We start from the raw sequence: 15,018 nt of genomic DNA, 5'->3' as shown, positions 1-15,018 counted from the left end.
CTCCGCGTGAGTTTCGTGAGTTTACATTAGAGGGGGAATCTACTATGATGGGGATATACCCCGGTGGGTAATTGCAAAACTTTGCCGACCTGAGGAGGTTCGCATTTGAGTATAATTCCGATAGGTCCTTTTATGATGAGGGCCGACATTGTGATTTTTCTGATCTGCGCGGCAGCCGGTTTCGCTGCGCTTCGAATTCGTTTGCGTCAGATGCCGCAGCGGCAATGGATCCTGGACACCTATTTATCTGTACTGATCATCGGTTTTATTTCATGGAAATTCGGGATGCTGGTGTTCGATCCGATCCGCACCTTTCAGCATCCGGCCTCGCTTATTTACATGACGGGCGGAACCAGGGGGATTTGGCTTGGGGCTGTTCTAGCCCTGATCTACGCAGCTCTGCGCTGGAACAAAAAAAGGGAAGATTCAGGTCTGCTGCTGAAGTCCGCTCTGTTGTCGGCATTCGCGAGCGGATGGGCCGGGTATGTATTTCAGTGGTTGTGGGCGGACGGGGCTGGTCTAAACTCTTCCTTATTCTATATGCTATTATTCGGTACATTGCTGACGATGAGCTGGCTACAATTCCATTCTCCTCTCACCCGTTTTCTTACCCTGGGATTAGGGAGAAATGGAGCGGTGCTGCTCATCATAGGCGCTCTCTTCGTCTGGGTAATCTATGACTTCGCTTCTACCTCAGCAAGCCAGCGAGAAGCGATCGTATCTCCGAATGTAGAAGGCAAACCGGAAGCCGTTGCTGAAGGGTTGAAGCCTGGGCTTCGCGCACCGGATTTTACGCTGATGAATCGGGAAGGGCAGGAGATCAAACTGTCCGATTATCGAGGGCAAACGGTTCTTCTGAACTTCTGGGCATCCTGGTGCCCGCCTTGCAAGGTTGAAATGCCTTATATGCAGGATTTTTACGATAAATATCAGGATGAGAATGTGATCATTTTGGCTGTGAATATGACCCACCTGGAAAATAGCATGAGTGAGGTACAGTCTTTCGTCGAGAGGAATGGCTTAACATTCCCTGTCCTATACGACCAGAACGGAGCGAGCACCAGACAATACGAGGTGGTGGCCTATCCGACTACCTATGTAATTTCTCCAGACGGCATCATCTCCGAGCGGTTTCAAGGCGCGATAGACGAAGATTTAATGGTCAGAGCCTACCGTAAGGCTAGTAATTAAGTAAGGTTAATTGCGGATTTTTGGTGACACGGACATCTATCTCTGCCGCCTTCTTCCCAGCAGGAATATAATACACAAACGCTGGGGAGGGGGAAATAGAGTGCAGCCAATACCAATTTCGGCAGAAGGATGCAGGGGTTACATCGGTAAAACCGTTTGCGCTGTCATGCGTGATGGAACGGAAGTTGTGGGGACTATTCGAGGTGTACATGATCGAGGTCTTGAACTCGAATTTGCGAACCCATCCGCATATATATTGTCCACAAAGGGTAAAAAGGGCAAAAAATCTTCGAAGTCAGCTAAAGGCGGTGCGCAAACGTCCGCATTTGGACCTTACGGCTACGGTGCATACGGCGGATATGGCTGGGGAGCCAATGTGTTTGCTTGGGAAGCCATAGCGCTGTTGTTCCTCATTCCGTTTTTGTTTATCTAAACGGTCATCGATTTTAGATCACGGGCGCAGTGTTTTTATAGAAGAGACAGGCGGGGGATATCCCGGCACTGTCTCTTTTTTTTAGATATCAGAAAGTATAAACTTCGAAGCATGGGCCTTTCTGATATCGCAAGAAAAACATCCTATAAAGGCGGTCTGTCTTCTGAGAAAGTTCGTCGATAGCCGTTTTTCTTATGCGAGTCTTATACACTACGTGTGGATTGGACTTTGTGGTCGGGTTCAGCGGATGTGTTCGATTGACTTAGCAGCCATATAACCGGGGTGAATGCGACGAGAAAACAGCTGCCAGCCAGAATCGGAAGCAAGGACCATTCGGCAATGGAGTATCCGAGAAGCGTCTGCCATCCGATGGCAATCAATCCGAGCAAATAGGCCAGACCGCTAATGTGGATCAGAATCGGTTTAACTGCAGGATTGACGGATTTCCTCGTGGACAGCCACGCTACAAAAGGGATCGCTTGCAGTGCATGAAACCCTAGTCCGTGCAGCCAGATGATATTGCCGCCGATCCCGGTAAAGCGTCCCGCATTGATGGAGATCCATATGCCGGCTGCAAAAGATACCAGCACCGCGATCATGGCATAACGAATGCCGAGTCCGAGTTCCGGATGGGCTTCCATTACACGCTTGCGGAAGTACTGGGCGCCAAGGATCAGGTAGAACGCGATAAGCAGAAGCGCAACAGCAGGGAAAATAGCCGAGATGATATGATCAAAGGGCGAGCCATTCTGAACGAACCGCGGATCGACACCGCGGAAATTTTGAACGGTCTCGGCGAAATAGGAGAACAGAACGAGCGGTATATAGCAGCAGCGGTAGAACGATTTGCTTCGTAGCCGCATACCGGAAACCGGCAAAATGATTGCGGTGGATAGGATGAATATCCCCAGGGCCGCGTTGAAGGAAAACGCTTTGGAGATATCTCCATCTGGCGAGACAGGCCCACCATTCAGCAATACCCAGATCCCGCATATTCCGGCTAACAAAAACCCGAGCAGCCCCGTCAGTAAAAGCCAAGTCTCCTGCTTATACAGCCTGAACGCCCAGTTGGTCGCTTCACGTGCAAGTTGATTCATATGAACGACACCCTCTCCGTAATAATGAATTGTTTATAATTTACAGGAGAATGGGGGTGACTTTAACGGGCTGGGGATGTAACGGGACCCTGTACCCCGGAATGATTTCAGGGCTGGACTAAAGCCGGGGATGAAGCGAGTCTTATTCAGGATGGGAGAAAAAGGATGCCAGTTCTTTTTTACTAGATTAGCAACTAAGAAATGAACCTCTCGCTTGATTGCTCCTTTCCTGTATACCTACTAAAATTGTAAAATGTGGTTATTCACGAGGTAGATCGGTTTAAGTTGGTTATGGAATTTGCATATAGACTGCCTGAAGAGCAGAGGCAGCAAGACAGAAGGGGCGTCCATATTTATGTCCAATCGAATTTTAGTTACACCCGAGCAATTGGAGCAGGTATCCACGCAATTTGCTCAGTCAGGGCAACTTAGCAGCGATATGGTGGAGCGGCTTCAACGAAGCATTCAAGAAATGGAAGGCCAATGGCAGGGAATGACCCGTGAGCGGTTTTACGGGGATTACCAGCAAGCCAGGGCGACCATGATCAAGTTCGTAGAGTGCTTGCAATCGATATGCACCGAACTGAAGCAAATTTCCGTCAAATTCCGTTCCACGGATGAAATGGTGAACGGTGCTGCAGCTGGAGGAGCCGTAGCAGGCGCAGGCATTCTGGCCGGGGCGGCAACCGGAACGGGCATCGCTGCGGCAGCTGCAACCAAGACTTCCGGCGTGTCTGCCAAATCCTCAAGCAACCCGCTGGACGCGGCGCTTGAAGGTGTTGAAGTGGAAGGCAGCGTAATCAAGCACGAAGAGAATGGACTTTATGCCAAGGCAATAACAGGCAGTGCGGGAGCAAGCTTATCCGAAGGAGCGCATGCCAGCGGGGCTGTTGTAGAAGCGGGCTATGCTAATGATCATGTCGAAGGATCAGTTAGCCTCGTTAAGGCCGAGGTTGAGGCAGCTGTCAAGGATGGCACACTCAGTGTTGGGGCTGAAGCTACATTAAACAAATATGAAGGCGGCGTGAATATTCCGCTTCCATGGACGGATAAGGAGCTGCATATCGGAGGTTCCGCCTCACTCGGCGTACTCGGCGCATCCGCTGAGGTAGGAAAGAGCGGTTTAAAGTTCCACGTGCCGTTAGGACCAGGGGCAAGCCTTGTCGGGGTCGGAGGAGCGATTACGGTAAAATAGAAGGAGGAGCACCCCCGATGCGCGATAAACAAAAACGGTTCAAATACATAATGGTGATCATTGCTGTTGTCGGTGTACTGGGGACCGTGATTCCTAATCTGCTTGACACGAGTTACGCAGCTGCGGAAAAAGCAGTCATTTGCCTGTCCTTTCTGATTGGAGTACCGCTCGTAGTGTCGATTGTATATTGGATCGGTAAAAAAATATTGAAGGGTTGATGTATATGGAACAGCATGAGCAAACGGAACAGAAGCTGCTGCCAATCGGATCTGTAGTCAAGTTCAAGGAGTGGGACCAGACGCTGATGATCTATGGCCGAATGCAGAACGACTCCAAGACGTTGAAGCGTTGGGATTACGTGGCCTGCTTCTACCCTCACGGAAATCTTACCGCAGATTCCAATATCTTTTTCAACCATAAGGAGATTTCGGAAATTGTATTTATGGGTTATGTCAATGAAGATGAAATTGCCTTTCGTGACGCATTGATCGAAGGAATTGCAAAGACGGATCAAATGGCAGCCGCAGGCTCAGACCCATCGTAATTTATAATGATAGCAGCTCTGTATAGAGGTAAACTCTGGCAGGGCTGCTTTTTTGTTTGTAATAGATTTATAAGATGGAATTCTAAATAAACGGATATAAATCTGTGTTTATTTTTGAAAATTAACTATTCAAAAATAAACGGGCGTGATATTATGGGAAACAAATGAAAGCAAATTCATATGGTCAATCGGAGGGGAAACTTCATGGTTCAAAGCTTATGGGAACAGTCAAAGGCACAGCAGGCACAAAATACATTGGATGAGCTGGTCTACCGTTCGAACTTGATCGGTTCCGACCGGCGCGTCTGCAACTGGGGCGGCGGCAATACATCCAGCAAAACAACGATTCAGGATTTTCGCGGCAAAGACATCGAGGTTATGTACGTGAAAGGCAGCGGATCCGATCTGGCTACCATGAAATCGGGCAATTTCACAGGCTTGCGCATGGAGGATATCCGGCCGTTATTCGAAAGGGATTCGATGTCGGACGAGGAAATGGTGGCTTACCTGGGTCATTGCATGGTCGATGCGAAGCATCCGCGAGCATCCATAGAAACGCTGCTACATGCGTTCTTGCCGTTTCGGCATGTGGACCATACCCACCCGGATGCCATTATCAGCTTATGCTGTGCCCATAACGGCAAAGAATTAGCCAGGGAGATCTTTGGCGACCGATTTGTGTGGGTTCCTTACGTTCGTCCCGGATTTACCTTGTCGAAGATGATTGCCGAAGGGGTGTTGGCTAATCCGAAGGCCGAGCTGGTTCTGATGGAGAAGCACGGGCTTGTCACTTGGGGCGATACTTCGGAAGCCTGTTACGCGCAAACAATTCGTATCATTAGTGAAGCGGAAGCCTTCATTGAAGCCCGAGTGAACAACGACAAGCTGTTCGGCGGCCGGAAGCATACACCGCTGGCCTCGGAAGTACGCCGCCGCATCGCCGCCCAAGTGATGCCCGCCGTTCGTGGGGCCGTCAGCGACGCTAAGAAAATGATCCTGTCCTTCGATGATCAAGATGATGTGCTGGACTTTGTCGGTGGCGCCGATTCGCCGAAGCTGTCCCAGGTAGGCGCAGCTTGTCCCGATCATCTGGTTCATACCAAGGTAGTTCCTCTCTTCATCGACTGGATACCTGACGCTGAAGATGTGGAAGGCCTTAAGACCAAGCTTATCGATGGCATTGCTGCTTACAAAGAGCAGTACAAAGCTTATTTTGAACGTAACCATCACGAAGGCGACATCATGTTTGAGGCAGCTCCGCGCGTCATTCTTATTCCGGGCATCGGAATGATCAACACGGGCAAGAGCTGGGCGATGTCGCAAGTCAGCGGCGCCCTGTATCATCGGGCAATTGCAGTCATGCGCGGTGCGACGGCTCTGGGCGATTTTGTATCCCTGAGTGAAAATGAATCCTATAACGTGGAATATTGGCCGCTTGAGCTGTATAAATTGAGCCTTGCACCGGCTGAAGCGGAGTTTTCCCGCCAGATCGCTTTTATCACCGGGGGAGCGGGCGGTATCGGAAGTGCCACAGCCCGCAGGCTGGTAGCTGAAGGCGCGCATGTCGTTTTGGCGGATTTGAACCTGGAAGGAGCACAGCAGGTTGCCGAGGAGATCAATGCACAATACGGAGAGAATCGGGCATTTGCTGTTAAAATGGATGTAACCGACGAAGAGGCCGTTCAAAGCGCCTATCGCGAAACTTCCATCACTTATGGCGGTGTTGATATTATTGTCAACAATGCGGGCCTTGCAACATCCAGCCCGTTTGACGAGACATCCCTGAAGGAATGGAACCTGAACATGAACGTGCTGGGCACAGGTTATTTCCTGGTAGCGCGAGAAGCCTTCTCGTTAATGAAGACACAGGGCGTTGGCGGAAGCATGGTATTTGTCGGATCGAAGAATTCGGTCTATGCCGGCAAGAACGTGTCCGCATACAGCTCCGCTAAAGCACTGGAGGCACATCTGGCGCGCTGCATTGCTGCTGAGGGCGGAGAATACGGCATCCGAGTCAACACCATTTTGCCGGACGCCATTCTGCAAGGCTCCGCAATCTGGAATTCGAACTGGAGAAACGAGCGGGCAGCAGCTTACGGGATTGAACCCGATCAGCTGGAAGAGCACTATCGCAAACGCACAACACTCCTTGTGAACATCTATCCGCAGGATATTGCCGAAGGCATCGCTTACTTTGCATCATCCAGATCTTCGAAGACGACCGGCTGCATGCTGACGATTGATGGCGGAGTGCCAGCAGCGTTTACTCGTTAATCTTTATCAAATGAAGATGTGACGCATCTACCGCAAGAAATCAAGATTTCTTAATAAGATGGGGAGCTGGGTCTAATATGACCCGGCTATCCTCATCATACGGGAGGATATGTGATGAGGCAGGATGTTGCAAGGAACTTTGAAGAGGCTAAAAAGCTCTATGGACACCATGGCATCAACGTAGACGAAATCTTGACGGAACTTGAACGCATCAAAATCTCGATCCATTGCTGGCAAGGAGATGATGTCCGGGGATTCCTGTTCCGCGATCAGGAGCTGTCCGGGGGCATCTCGGTAACCGGGGAATATCCCGGGGCTGCAAGTACGCCGGATCAGCTACGGGCCGATCTGGAAAAAGCGATGTCGCTCATTCCGGGATCCCACAAGGTGAACCTCCATGCCATCTACGCGGATACCGACGAGTCTGTTGATTTGGATCAGCTGGAGCCGAGGCACTTCCAGTCTTGGGTGGATTGGGCCAAGGAGCAGGGAATCGGACTCGATTTTAATCCGACCTGCTTCTCTCACGACAAATCGAAGGACGGGTTTACGCTGAGTCATGACGATCCGGCGATCCGTCAATTTTGGATTGAGCATTGCAAGGCCTCACGAAGAATCGGGGCTTACTTCGGGGAACAGCTGGGTCAGACCTGCGTGACGAATATCTGGGTTCCGGATGGTTACAAGGATATGCCGGTAGACCGAATGGCGCCGAGGCAGCGGCTGAAGGATTCGCTGGATGAGATTTTTGCGGAGACTATCAATCCGGAATGGAATTTGGATGCTGTCGAGAGCAAGCTGTTCGGACTGGGATCCGAGGCTTATGTTGTGGGTTCTCACGAGTTCTATATGGGATACGGCATTCGGAACAACAAGCTGATCTGCCTGGATGCGGGTCACTTCCACCCAACCGAGAGCATTGCCGGCAAACTGTCGTCACTCGCTCTTTTCACCGACGGACTTCTCCTTCATGTCAGCCGGCCGATGCGCTGGGACAGCGACCATGTTGTCATCATGGATGATGAACTGACCGAAATTGGACGCGAGCTGGTGCGCAATAACCTGCTGGATGTTACCCACATCGGACTGGACTTTTTTGATGCCAGCATTAACCGTATCGCGGCATGGGTTATCGGTACCCGGAATACGATCAAGGCGCTGCTGCGTGCCAAGTTGGAACCAATCGATAGGCTGAAGCAGGCTGAGCTTGAAGGCGATTACACGACCCGCCTGGCATTAGTGGAAGAATTTAAATCCTATCCGTTCGGAGCGGTGTGGGATTATTACTGCGAACGCATGGGTGTACCTGTCCGAGAAGAGTGGCTGTCTGAAGTGAAACAGTATGAACAGACTGTATTGCTGAAGCGTTCGCAAGCATGAAGAGATACGGAACAATCGGGTTCGAGCCCGAATCGTTGATATTTCTCTGATAAGGAGGCTGGGGAGCGTTGAGCGTTCTTGCATTTGATTTGGGCGCGAGCAGCGGAAGGGCGATGCTGGGCCAATTGAACAGCCGCACCATCGACGTAACGGAAATTCACCGGTTCCCGAACGATCCGGTTCGAATCGGCGACCGCTTTCAATGGGATATATTACGGATCTACCATGAGATGAAGCAGGGCTTGCTCCGGTTGAAGGGACAACATACCCTGCCGTCGAGCATCGGCATTGATACCTGGGCCGTAGATTTCGGTCTTCTGGATCGGAGCGGGGAGCTGCTTATGAATCCGTATCATTATCGGGACACACTCACGGATGGCATGATGGAACAGGTCTTCCGGGATGTGTCGCCTGTCGAGATCTTTGATCGGACGGGGATTCAGTTCCTCTCGTTCAACACGGTCTATCAGCTAGCTTCATTGCAGAGGCAGAAGCCCTACCTGCTTCAAGAAGCCGAGCGTTTTCTTATGATTCCCGATTTGCTGCGATACTTCTTCACCGGCGAGATGGCAAACGAATTTACGAACGCTACCACAACGCAGCTGTATAACCCGCTTTCGGCCAGCTGGGATGATCATCTCTTGAAATCATTAAATATCCCTCATAAACTTTTCCAACCCGTGGTTTCGCCTGGCACGCAAGCAGGAAGCTTAAGATCCTCCGTCATGGAGGAACTAGGGATCCCGCCGATTCCGCTTTATACGGTTGCAGAACATGATACGGCTTCCGCCGTTGTTGCGGTTCCGGCTCTGGAGCGGTCGTTTGCTTACTTAAGCTGCGGTACCTGGTCGCTGATGGGAACTGAAGTCGATCAGCCTGTCATTCATGAAAAGGCCAGAGAGCTGAATTTCACGAATGAGGGAGGGGCATACGGCACATACCGGCTGCTCAAGAACATCATGGGACTGTGGATTCTGCAGGAATGTCAGCGGACCTGGGGACGGGAAGGGTTATCGTATTCCTATCCCGAATTGGTTAACATGGCGGATGCGGCACCGGCCTTTGCTTGTTTCATTGATCCCGATGATCCCGTATTCCTCCCTGCGGGAGATATGCCGAAGCGGGTAATGGAATATGCGGCCCGCACGAACCAGAGCGTTCCGCAGGGTGTAGGTGCTCTTGTGCGCTGCATTATGGAGAGTCTGGCCATGCAATACCGTTATGTGCTCGAGTTGACCGAGGAATTGTCCGGGCGAAAATTTCAGGGCTTGCATATGGTAGGCGGTGGCATTCATAATGAAACATTATGCCAGTGGACTGCGAATGCAATAGGGAAGCCCGTATGGGCGGGACCTGCGGAGGGCAGTGCCATCGGAAATATGGTCGTGCAGTGGATCGCTCAAGGCGAGCTATCCGATATATGGGAAGCACGTGCAGTCATTAGAGAGTCCTTCCCGGTCAAGACTTACGAGCCGAAGGATGCCTCCTTATGGGAGGAAGCTTACGGAGTGTTCAGACAGCGGACCGGGAAGCGATAATATATGAACAGTAAGGATGGGCGGTATGATGCTGGTTGCAGAACGATATGAGAAAATAGTACAGTTGGTCAACGAAAGAGGGAGCATCCGAGTCTCCGAGCTGAGTCAGCTCTGCGGTGTAACGGAAGAAACGATTCGCCGCGATCTTGACAGGCTGGAGCAAGCAGGGCGCCTGCGCCGTTCCCATGGCGGAGCGGTTAGCGTGAAGGATCAACCGGAAATTCAGCGGTCGCAGCCGGAAATACCGTATGCTGAACGGGAAATCATGCATGCGCTGGAGAAGCAGCGGATCGCGGAGGAAGCGGTCAAGCGAATCCATCCGAATGATCGCATCCTGCTGGATGCAAGCTCAACGGCTTGGTATATGGCTAAAATCATACCGGATATTCCGATTACCGTGCTGACGAATTCGATTAAGGTAGCTGCTGAGCTGAGCACCAAGGAGAGGGTTCAGGTGATCTCCACAGGCGGTATTCTGGCTCATCGCTCCCTGTCCTTTGTCGGTCCGCTTGCGGAACGCTCGCTGGATGCTTACTACGTGGATAAAGCCTTTCTGTCATGCAAGGGTGTGCACATCGAGCGGGGTCTTAGCGAATCCAATGAGCTTCAAGCGAGAATCAAGCATAAAATGATCGGAATGACGGATGAGACCATTCTCCTCGCCGATGCCAGCAAATTCGGTACGCAGGCTTTTGCGCAGGTTGCCGATCTCTCCCAAGTGAATCTGATCATCACCGATCGGAGATTGACGGAAGAGGAAGCGGCACCTTATCGAGCATTGGGCATCAAGATCGAATCTGTATAGAGCAAGCTGCTATAACATATCAACATGGAATCCCCCCGTTCCGGGGGGTTCTTGCTAGAGGCCGATCCTTCGGTCCATATCCTGATGATTAGCGGGGTGAAGATGTTGAAGATTTCATTATTTGTCACTTGTCTCAGCGATGCCTTGTTCCCGCGGGTGGCTGAATCGATGGCAAGATTGCTGGCAAGGTACGGGGTGCAGCTGGAATTCCCGGAAATCCAGACTTGCTGCGGCCAACCGGCCTACAACAGTGGGTATTGGGATGATGCTCGCATAAGTGCCAAGACGATTCTGGACGCTTTTGACGATAGCGACTTCGTTGTGTCCCCTTCCGGCTCGTGCACGTATATGATTCATCATTATCCGGATTTGTTCAAGGACGATCCTTTATACCTGGATAAAGCGAACGCGCTTCAATCCAAATGCTATGAGTTTACGCAATTCCTTGTTGACGTGCTGGGGGTGACGGATGTAGGCGCCGTTTATCCGCAAAAGGTAACCTATCATCCATCCTGTCACGGAAGCCGCCTGCTCGGCGTTAAGGAGCAGCCGATGAAACTGCTCAGCCACGTCAAGGGGCTGGAGCTTGTTCCCTTGCCTTTTGCCGAGGATTGCTGCGGATTCGGGGGAACGTTTGCCGTGAAAATGGCGGATATTTCAGGTGCGATGGTAACGGAGAAAAGCGATCATGTGCTGGAAACCGAGGCGTCCGTGCTGGTCGGACTTGATATGGCCTGCCTCTTAAACATTGCCGGCAATCTGCGTCATCGGGGCGAGAAGGTTCAGGTCAAGCATTTAGCCGAGCTTCTGTATGAGGGGGTGAGCGTGCATGAGCACAGCTGAGACGAGAGCGCAGACGGTTAAGGAGCGTGCAGGTTATGCCCTTAATAATGATTTTCTGCGCAATGCGGTGAAGTTTACGACAGAGCGGCTGCGGCTTGGCAAAAAGCTTGCGTCGGAGGAGCATGGCAACTGGGATGCGTGGAGGGAACGGGGGCGCCAAATTCGGCTCCATACCATTGCGCACCTGGATTACTATTTGAATGAGTTTGCCGAACAGGCCAGGGCGAACGGAGCCCATGTCCATTTTGCGGAGACGGCGGAAGAAGCGGTCGCGATCTCCCTGCAGATTGCGGAGCATAAGTCGGCCAAGTCCGTCGTGAAGTCAAAATCGATGGTGTCCGAGGAGCTGCATCTGAACAAGGCGCTCGACTCGATCGGGGTAGAGGCCGTGGAAACGGATCTCGGCGAGTATATTATTCAGCTTGCGGATGAAACGCCTTCTCATATCATCATTCCCGCCATCCATAAGAACCGTTACCAGATCGCGGAGCTGTTATCAGCAGAGGCGGGTGAAACGCTGCCGCCCGATACGGCGATTATGGCGGGGTTCGTCCGCATGAAGCTGCGCGAGAAGTTTCTTGAAGCGGACATTGGTATGACGGGTTGTAATTTTGCGATCGCCGAAACGGGCTCGATGGTATTGTTCGAGAATGAAGGCAATGCCCGGATGGTGACAACCGTGCCGAAGACACAGATCACCCTGATGGGCATGGAGCGGATTATTCCGTCATGGGCGGATCTCGAAGTGATGGCTACCTTGCTGCCACGGTCGGCGACCGGTCAGAAACTGACGGTGTACATGTCCGGCATCAGCGGGCCGAAGAGAGAGCTGGATGCCGATGGGCCGGACGAAATGCATATTATCATCATCGACAACGGGCGCTCTCTCCAGCTCGGCGACCCCGAATTTCAGGAGCTGCTCAACTGCATACGCTGCGGCGCCTGCCTGAATGCTTGTCCCGTATATCGCCATATTGGCGGGCACGCCTATGGAGGCACGTATAGCGGCCCAATCGGTGCCGTATTAACGCCGGCCTTAAACAAGAATGTCGCGGAATGGGACGATATCGCCAACGCATCCAGCCTGTGCGGCGCCTGTTATGAAGCATGCCCCGTGAAGATTCCGCTGCATGATATGCTGGTATCCCTCCGCCGCCGGAAGATTGAAGCCGGGCGCGGTGACAAGCTGGAAGCAATGGGAATGAAGGGCTTCTCGGCGATCATGGGGAATGCCAAGCGTTACCGCAGCGTGGTATCCCTCGGGAAGTGGGGCCAGAAATTGGTAGTGCGAGGCGGGGAGATCCGAACGCGGATCGGTCCTTTGAAGGGGTGGAATTCGTACAGGGTAACCCCGAGTCTTCCCAAGCAATCCTTCCGTGACCGGTGGCCGGAGATGGAGCAGGATATTCGAAGCACCTCGGGGACAATGGATCCTGAAATCGCAAACCGATTGAAAGAGCGGCTTCAGCAGCAGAAGTCCGGAAAGGGGGAGAATGCCCATGACTGACGAAACCAATCGCAGTTGGCTGAGCCGTCTTGAAGAACAGTCTCGCAAGAAGCAGGAACTGTTCATGGATGGAATCGCAGCGAAGCTGGGGAGAGACCGGGTTCGCACCGCTCCGGAGCACCCTTTTCGCGGTGCCCCCGACTTCTGGAAAGAATTTGAGTGGCCGCTCGAGGAGAGGATTACGCAGTTTACCGCCAACTTTGAAGCGGCCGGGGGCCATGTTGTAAGGCTGAACCATCTTGAAGAGGTCAGCCGGTTTATTAGGGACAAAGCGATGGAGATGAGTGCGGCTACGATTCTTCGTCAGCAGGAGGACGCGCTGGACCGTCTGGGGCTGGAACAAAGCTTGCCGGAGGCACTTGTTCTCTCCTGGAATGATGCAGCGGACACGGACTGGAGGGCTGTAGCTGCCAGAGCTGATTTTGGCGTTGTCATGGCGGATTACGCAGCGGCTTACACCGGTTCGATTACGGTGAAATCGGCCCCGCATAAAGGCAGATCCGTCAGCCTGCTGCCGACCGTGTTGATGGCTATCATCCCCATAGAGCGAATGGTTACCCGGCTAGGCGAGATTCTGGTTCAGTTCGATCAGGCCGGACGCGAGCAGCTGCCGGCGGGAATCCATTTTATTTCAGGCCCGAGCCGCTCTGCCGATATTGAAAACGATCTGACGATTGGCGTTCACGGGCCAGGCATCGTGTACGCCTTGCTGGTAGACTCCTACGACGAATAACGTAACACCTGACGCAAGATAAGCCCCAAGCCAGGAGCAATCACATGATGCTCACGGCTTGGGGCTTATCTAAATTATAGAATGTATAAGTTCTCAGCGAAACTATAAACTACGATCCACACCATTCTGTATACTATGAAAGCACAGCGATAGATGGATGTTTTTACGTATGAGGTTATTTTCCTTTACGCGTCAGCTCGGCCAGCCGATCCCACTGCTCATGGGTCACTTCCGCCAAGTCGTTGAACTGCCCCGCACCCCGCAGCCATTCGCCGCCATCAATGGTGATCACATCGCCATTTATGTAACCGGCATAATCGGAAATGAGATATGCGGCCAGATTGGCTAGTTCCTCTGCATCCCCAACTCGCCTTAGGGGGATGCGGTCGATCATTTTTTGCTCCAGGTCCGGCGTGGGCGATAATCTTGACCAGGCGCCTTCGGTGGGGAACGGACCCGGGGCGATCGCTACCTGACGGATGCCATAAGGGGCCCATTCCACCGCGAGGGACCGTGTCAGCGCAAGCACGCCCGCTTTTGCGGCTGCAGAAGGGACCACGTAGCCAGAGCCTGTTGAGGCATAAGTCGTGACGATGTTGAGCATTGTTCCGCTTTTGCCTTGCTCAATCCAGCGTTTGCCAACTTCAAGGGTTGCGTAGAAGGTGCCGTGCAGCACAATGTTCAGCACGGCATCTACAGCCCGAGGGGATAGACGTTCCGTAGGGCTGATAAAATTCCCGGCCGCATTGTTGACAAGTACATCAATGCCGCCGTAATGCAGCTCTGCCGCTTCGACAAGAGCCGTGATCTGCGCAGGGTCCCGAACATCGCAACTCTTGTACCATACCTCGCAGCCCTGCTGTGTTAGTTCTGCAGCCGTTTGCTGCAGAATTTCCTCTCGGCGTCCGCATATGGCGAGTTTGGCGCCAAGCTGGGCGAATTTCTCTCCCATGGCTCGCCCAAGCCCGGTGGCGCCTCCCGTAATCAGTACGACTTTATTTTGAAGCAAATCGTCAGTGAACGGTCCCATCGATGGTTCTCCTTTCAAGCAGAAATGAATGTAGTGAGGCGGATCCTCTGTCCGCGTTTTATAAACGGCAGGCTGCATTAACCCCTCTTTAATTCCAGGATTGCAACCGCTTACTTCCAGCGTAACATGGCTAACGCTTCCAGTCATCATATTCTTTATGTTGGTAAGGAGCACGAGATCAAGAAAGAGCTGCACGAGCCAAGTTACCAGAACAGGAAGGTCCACCCCGGGGGGGGATGAAATACACCGATGGCTGCTTGTGAATAGTAACTAACGACAGAAGAGGGGATCCCCCATTAAAAAAGCCTCATGATCCAACGAGGGATATGGAGAATAACATCCAGAACCAGGGTGGCGTTACCAGATAAATTTTCCAACTTGGTTCGTCCGGGCCAGTTCATCTTTTTCATGATATATTCACCTCATTTCAAATGGATTTGTTGGACGA

At 52.2% G+C, this 15,018-nt stretch carries 14 protein-coding genes; 12 read left to right on the top strand and 2 right to left on the bottom strand.

Features of this window, described 5'->3' with window-relative positions:
• The first annotated feature begins 105 nt into the window (after positions 1 to 105).
• Together PAEVO_RS12735 and PAEVO_RS12730 are read left to right on the top strand one after the other, a co-directional pair.
• Positions 106 to 1,191 carry a redoxin domain-containing protein gene (locus PAEVO_RS12735; RefSeq protein ID WP_100537880.1) on the top strand — a complete coding sequence of 362 codons (1,086 nt, stop codon included), beginning with the start codon at positions 106 to 108 and terminating at the stop codon, positions 1,189 to 1,191.
• A gap of 100 nt (positions 1,192 to 1,291) precedes the next feature.
• The gene (locus PAEVO_RS12730; RefSeq protein ID WP_100537879.1) at positions 1,292 to 1,624 is read left to right on the top strand and encodes a hypothetical protein; all 333 of its coding nucleotides are present in this window, start codon (positions 1,292 to 1,294) and stop codon (positions 1,622 to 1,624) included.
• A 203-nt stretch (positions 1,625 to 1,827) separates the two neighbouring features.
• On the opposite strand, the gene PAEVO_RS12725 is transcribed toward PAEVO_RS12730, so the two are convergent.
• Positions 1,828 to 2,721 carry a hypothetical protein gene (locus tag PAEVO_RS12725; protein ID WP_100537878.1) on the bottom strand — a complete coding sequence of 298 codons (894 nt, stop codon included), beginning with the start codon at positions 2,719 to 2,721 and terminating at the stop codon, positions 1,828 to 1,830.
• A gap of 355 nt (positions 2,722 to 3,076) precedes the next feature.
• On the opposite strand from PAEVO_RS12725, the gene PAEVO_RS12720 reads away from it, so the two are divergent.
• The 10 genes from PAEVO_RS12720 to PAEVO_RS12675 all read left to right on the top strand — a co-directional run bounded on the left by PAEVO_RS12720 (position 3,077) and on the right by PAEVO_RS12675 (position 13,540).
• The gene (locus PAEVO_RS12720; protein WP_100537877.1) at positions 3,077 to 3,916 is read left to right on the top strand and encodes a WXG100 family type VII secretion target; all 840 of its coding nucleotides are present in this window, start codon (positions 3,077 to 3,079) and stop codon (positions 3,914 to 3,916) included.
• Between the two features lie 17 nt (positions 3,917 to 3,933).
• The gene (locus PAEVO_RS12715; RefSeq protein ID WP_100537876.1) at positions 3,934 to 4,134 is read left to right on the top strand and encodes a hypothetical protein; all 201 of its coding nucleotides are present in this window, start codon (positions 3,934 to 3,936) and stop codon (positions 4,132 to 4,134) included.
• 5 nt (positions 4,135 to 4,139) lie between these two features.
• Positions 4,140 to 4,460, top strand: a complete 321-nt coding sequence (locus PAEVO_RS12710) for a DUF4176 domain-containing protein (RefSeq protein ID WP_100539441.1) — start codon at positions 4,140 to 4,142, stop codon at positions 4,458 to 4,460.
• A gap of 204 nt (positions 4,461 to 4,664) precedes the next feature.
• Positions 4,665 to 6,734, top strand: a complete 2,070-nt coding sequence (locus PAEVO_RS12705) for a bifunctional aldolase/short-chain dehydrogenase (protein ID WP_100537875.1) — start codon at positions 4,665 to 4,667, stop codon at positions 6,732 to 6,734.
• A 114-nt stretch (positions 6,735 to 6,848) separates the two neighbouring features.
• The gene (gene rhaA, locus PAEVO_RS12700; RefSeq protein ID WP_100537874.1) at positions 6,849 to 8,114 is read left to right on the top strand and encodes an L-rhamnose isomerase; all 1,266 of its coding nucleotides are present in this window, start codon (positions 6,849 to 6,851) and stop codon (positions 8,112 to 8,114) included.
• 68 nt (positions 8,115 to 8,182) lie between these two features.
• The gene (locus PAEVO_RS12695; protein ID WP_100537873.1) at positions 8,183 to 9,652 is read left to right on the top strand and encodes a rhamnulokinase; all 1,470 of its coding nucleotides are present in this window, start codon (positions 8,183 to 8,185) and stop codon (positions 9,650 to 9,652) included.
• A 28-nt stretch (positions 9,653 to 9,680) separates the two neighbouring features.
• The gene (locus PAEVO_RS12690; RefSeq protein WP_071220495.1) at positions 9,681 to 10,457 is read left to right on the top strand and encodes a DeoR/GlpR family DNA-binding transcription regulator; all 777 of its coding nucleotides are present in this window, start codon (positions 9,681 to 9,683) and stop codon (positions 10,455 to 10,457) included.
• A gap of 105 nt (positions 10,458 to 10,562) precedes the next feature.
• A complete protein-coding gene (locus PAEVO_RS12685) occupies positions 10,563 to 11,300 on the top strand; it encodes a (Fe-S)-binding protein (protein WP_100539440.1) in 738 nt (245 codons plus the stop codon).
• The gene (locus PAEVO_RS12680; RefSeq protein WP_100537872.1) at positions 11,287 to 12,807 is read left to right on the top strand and encodes a LutB/LldF family L-lactate oxidation iron-sulfur protein; all 1,521 of its coding nucleotides are present in this window, start codon (positions 11,287 to 11,289) and stop codon (positions 12,805 to 12,807) included. The genes PAEVO_RS12685 and PAEVO_RS12680 overlap by 14 nt, the downstream gene beginning before the upstream one ends.
• The gene (locus PAEVO_RS12675; protein WP_100537871.1) at positions 12,800 to 13,540 is read left to right on the top strand and encodes a LutC/YkgG family protein; all 741 of its coding nucleotides are present in this window, start codon (positions 12,800 to 12,802) and stop codon (positions 13,538 to 13,540) included. Before PAEVO_RS12680 ends, PAEVO_RS12675 begins: the two co-directional genes overlap by 8 nt.
• A gap of 175 nt (positions 13,541 to 13,715) precedes the next feature.
• On the opposite strand, the gene PAEVO_RS12670 is transcribed toward PAEVO_RS12675, so the two are convergent.
• Entirely contained in the window at positions 13,716 to 14,570 is an 855-nt protein-coding gene (locus PAEVO_RS12670; protein ID WP_100539439.1) for an SDR family oxidoreductase, read from the bottom strand.
• Positions 14,571 to 15,018: the final 448 nt, after the last annotated feature.

Source organism: Paenibacillus sp. GM2FR (assembly GCF_002803325.1).
Lineage (GTDB): Bacteria > Bacillota > Bacilli > Paenibacillales > Paenibacillaceae > Paenibacillus_AQ > Paenibacillus_AQ lautus.
This window is presented reverse-complemented; position numbering and strand designations above follow the sequence as displayed.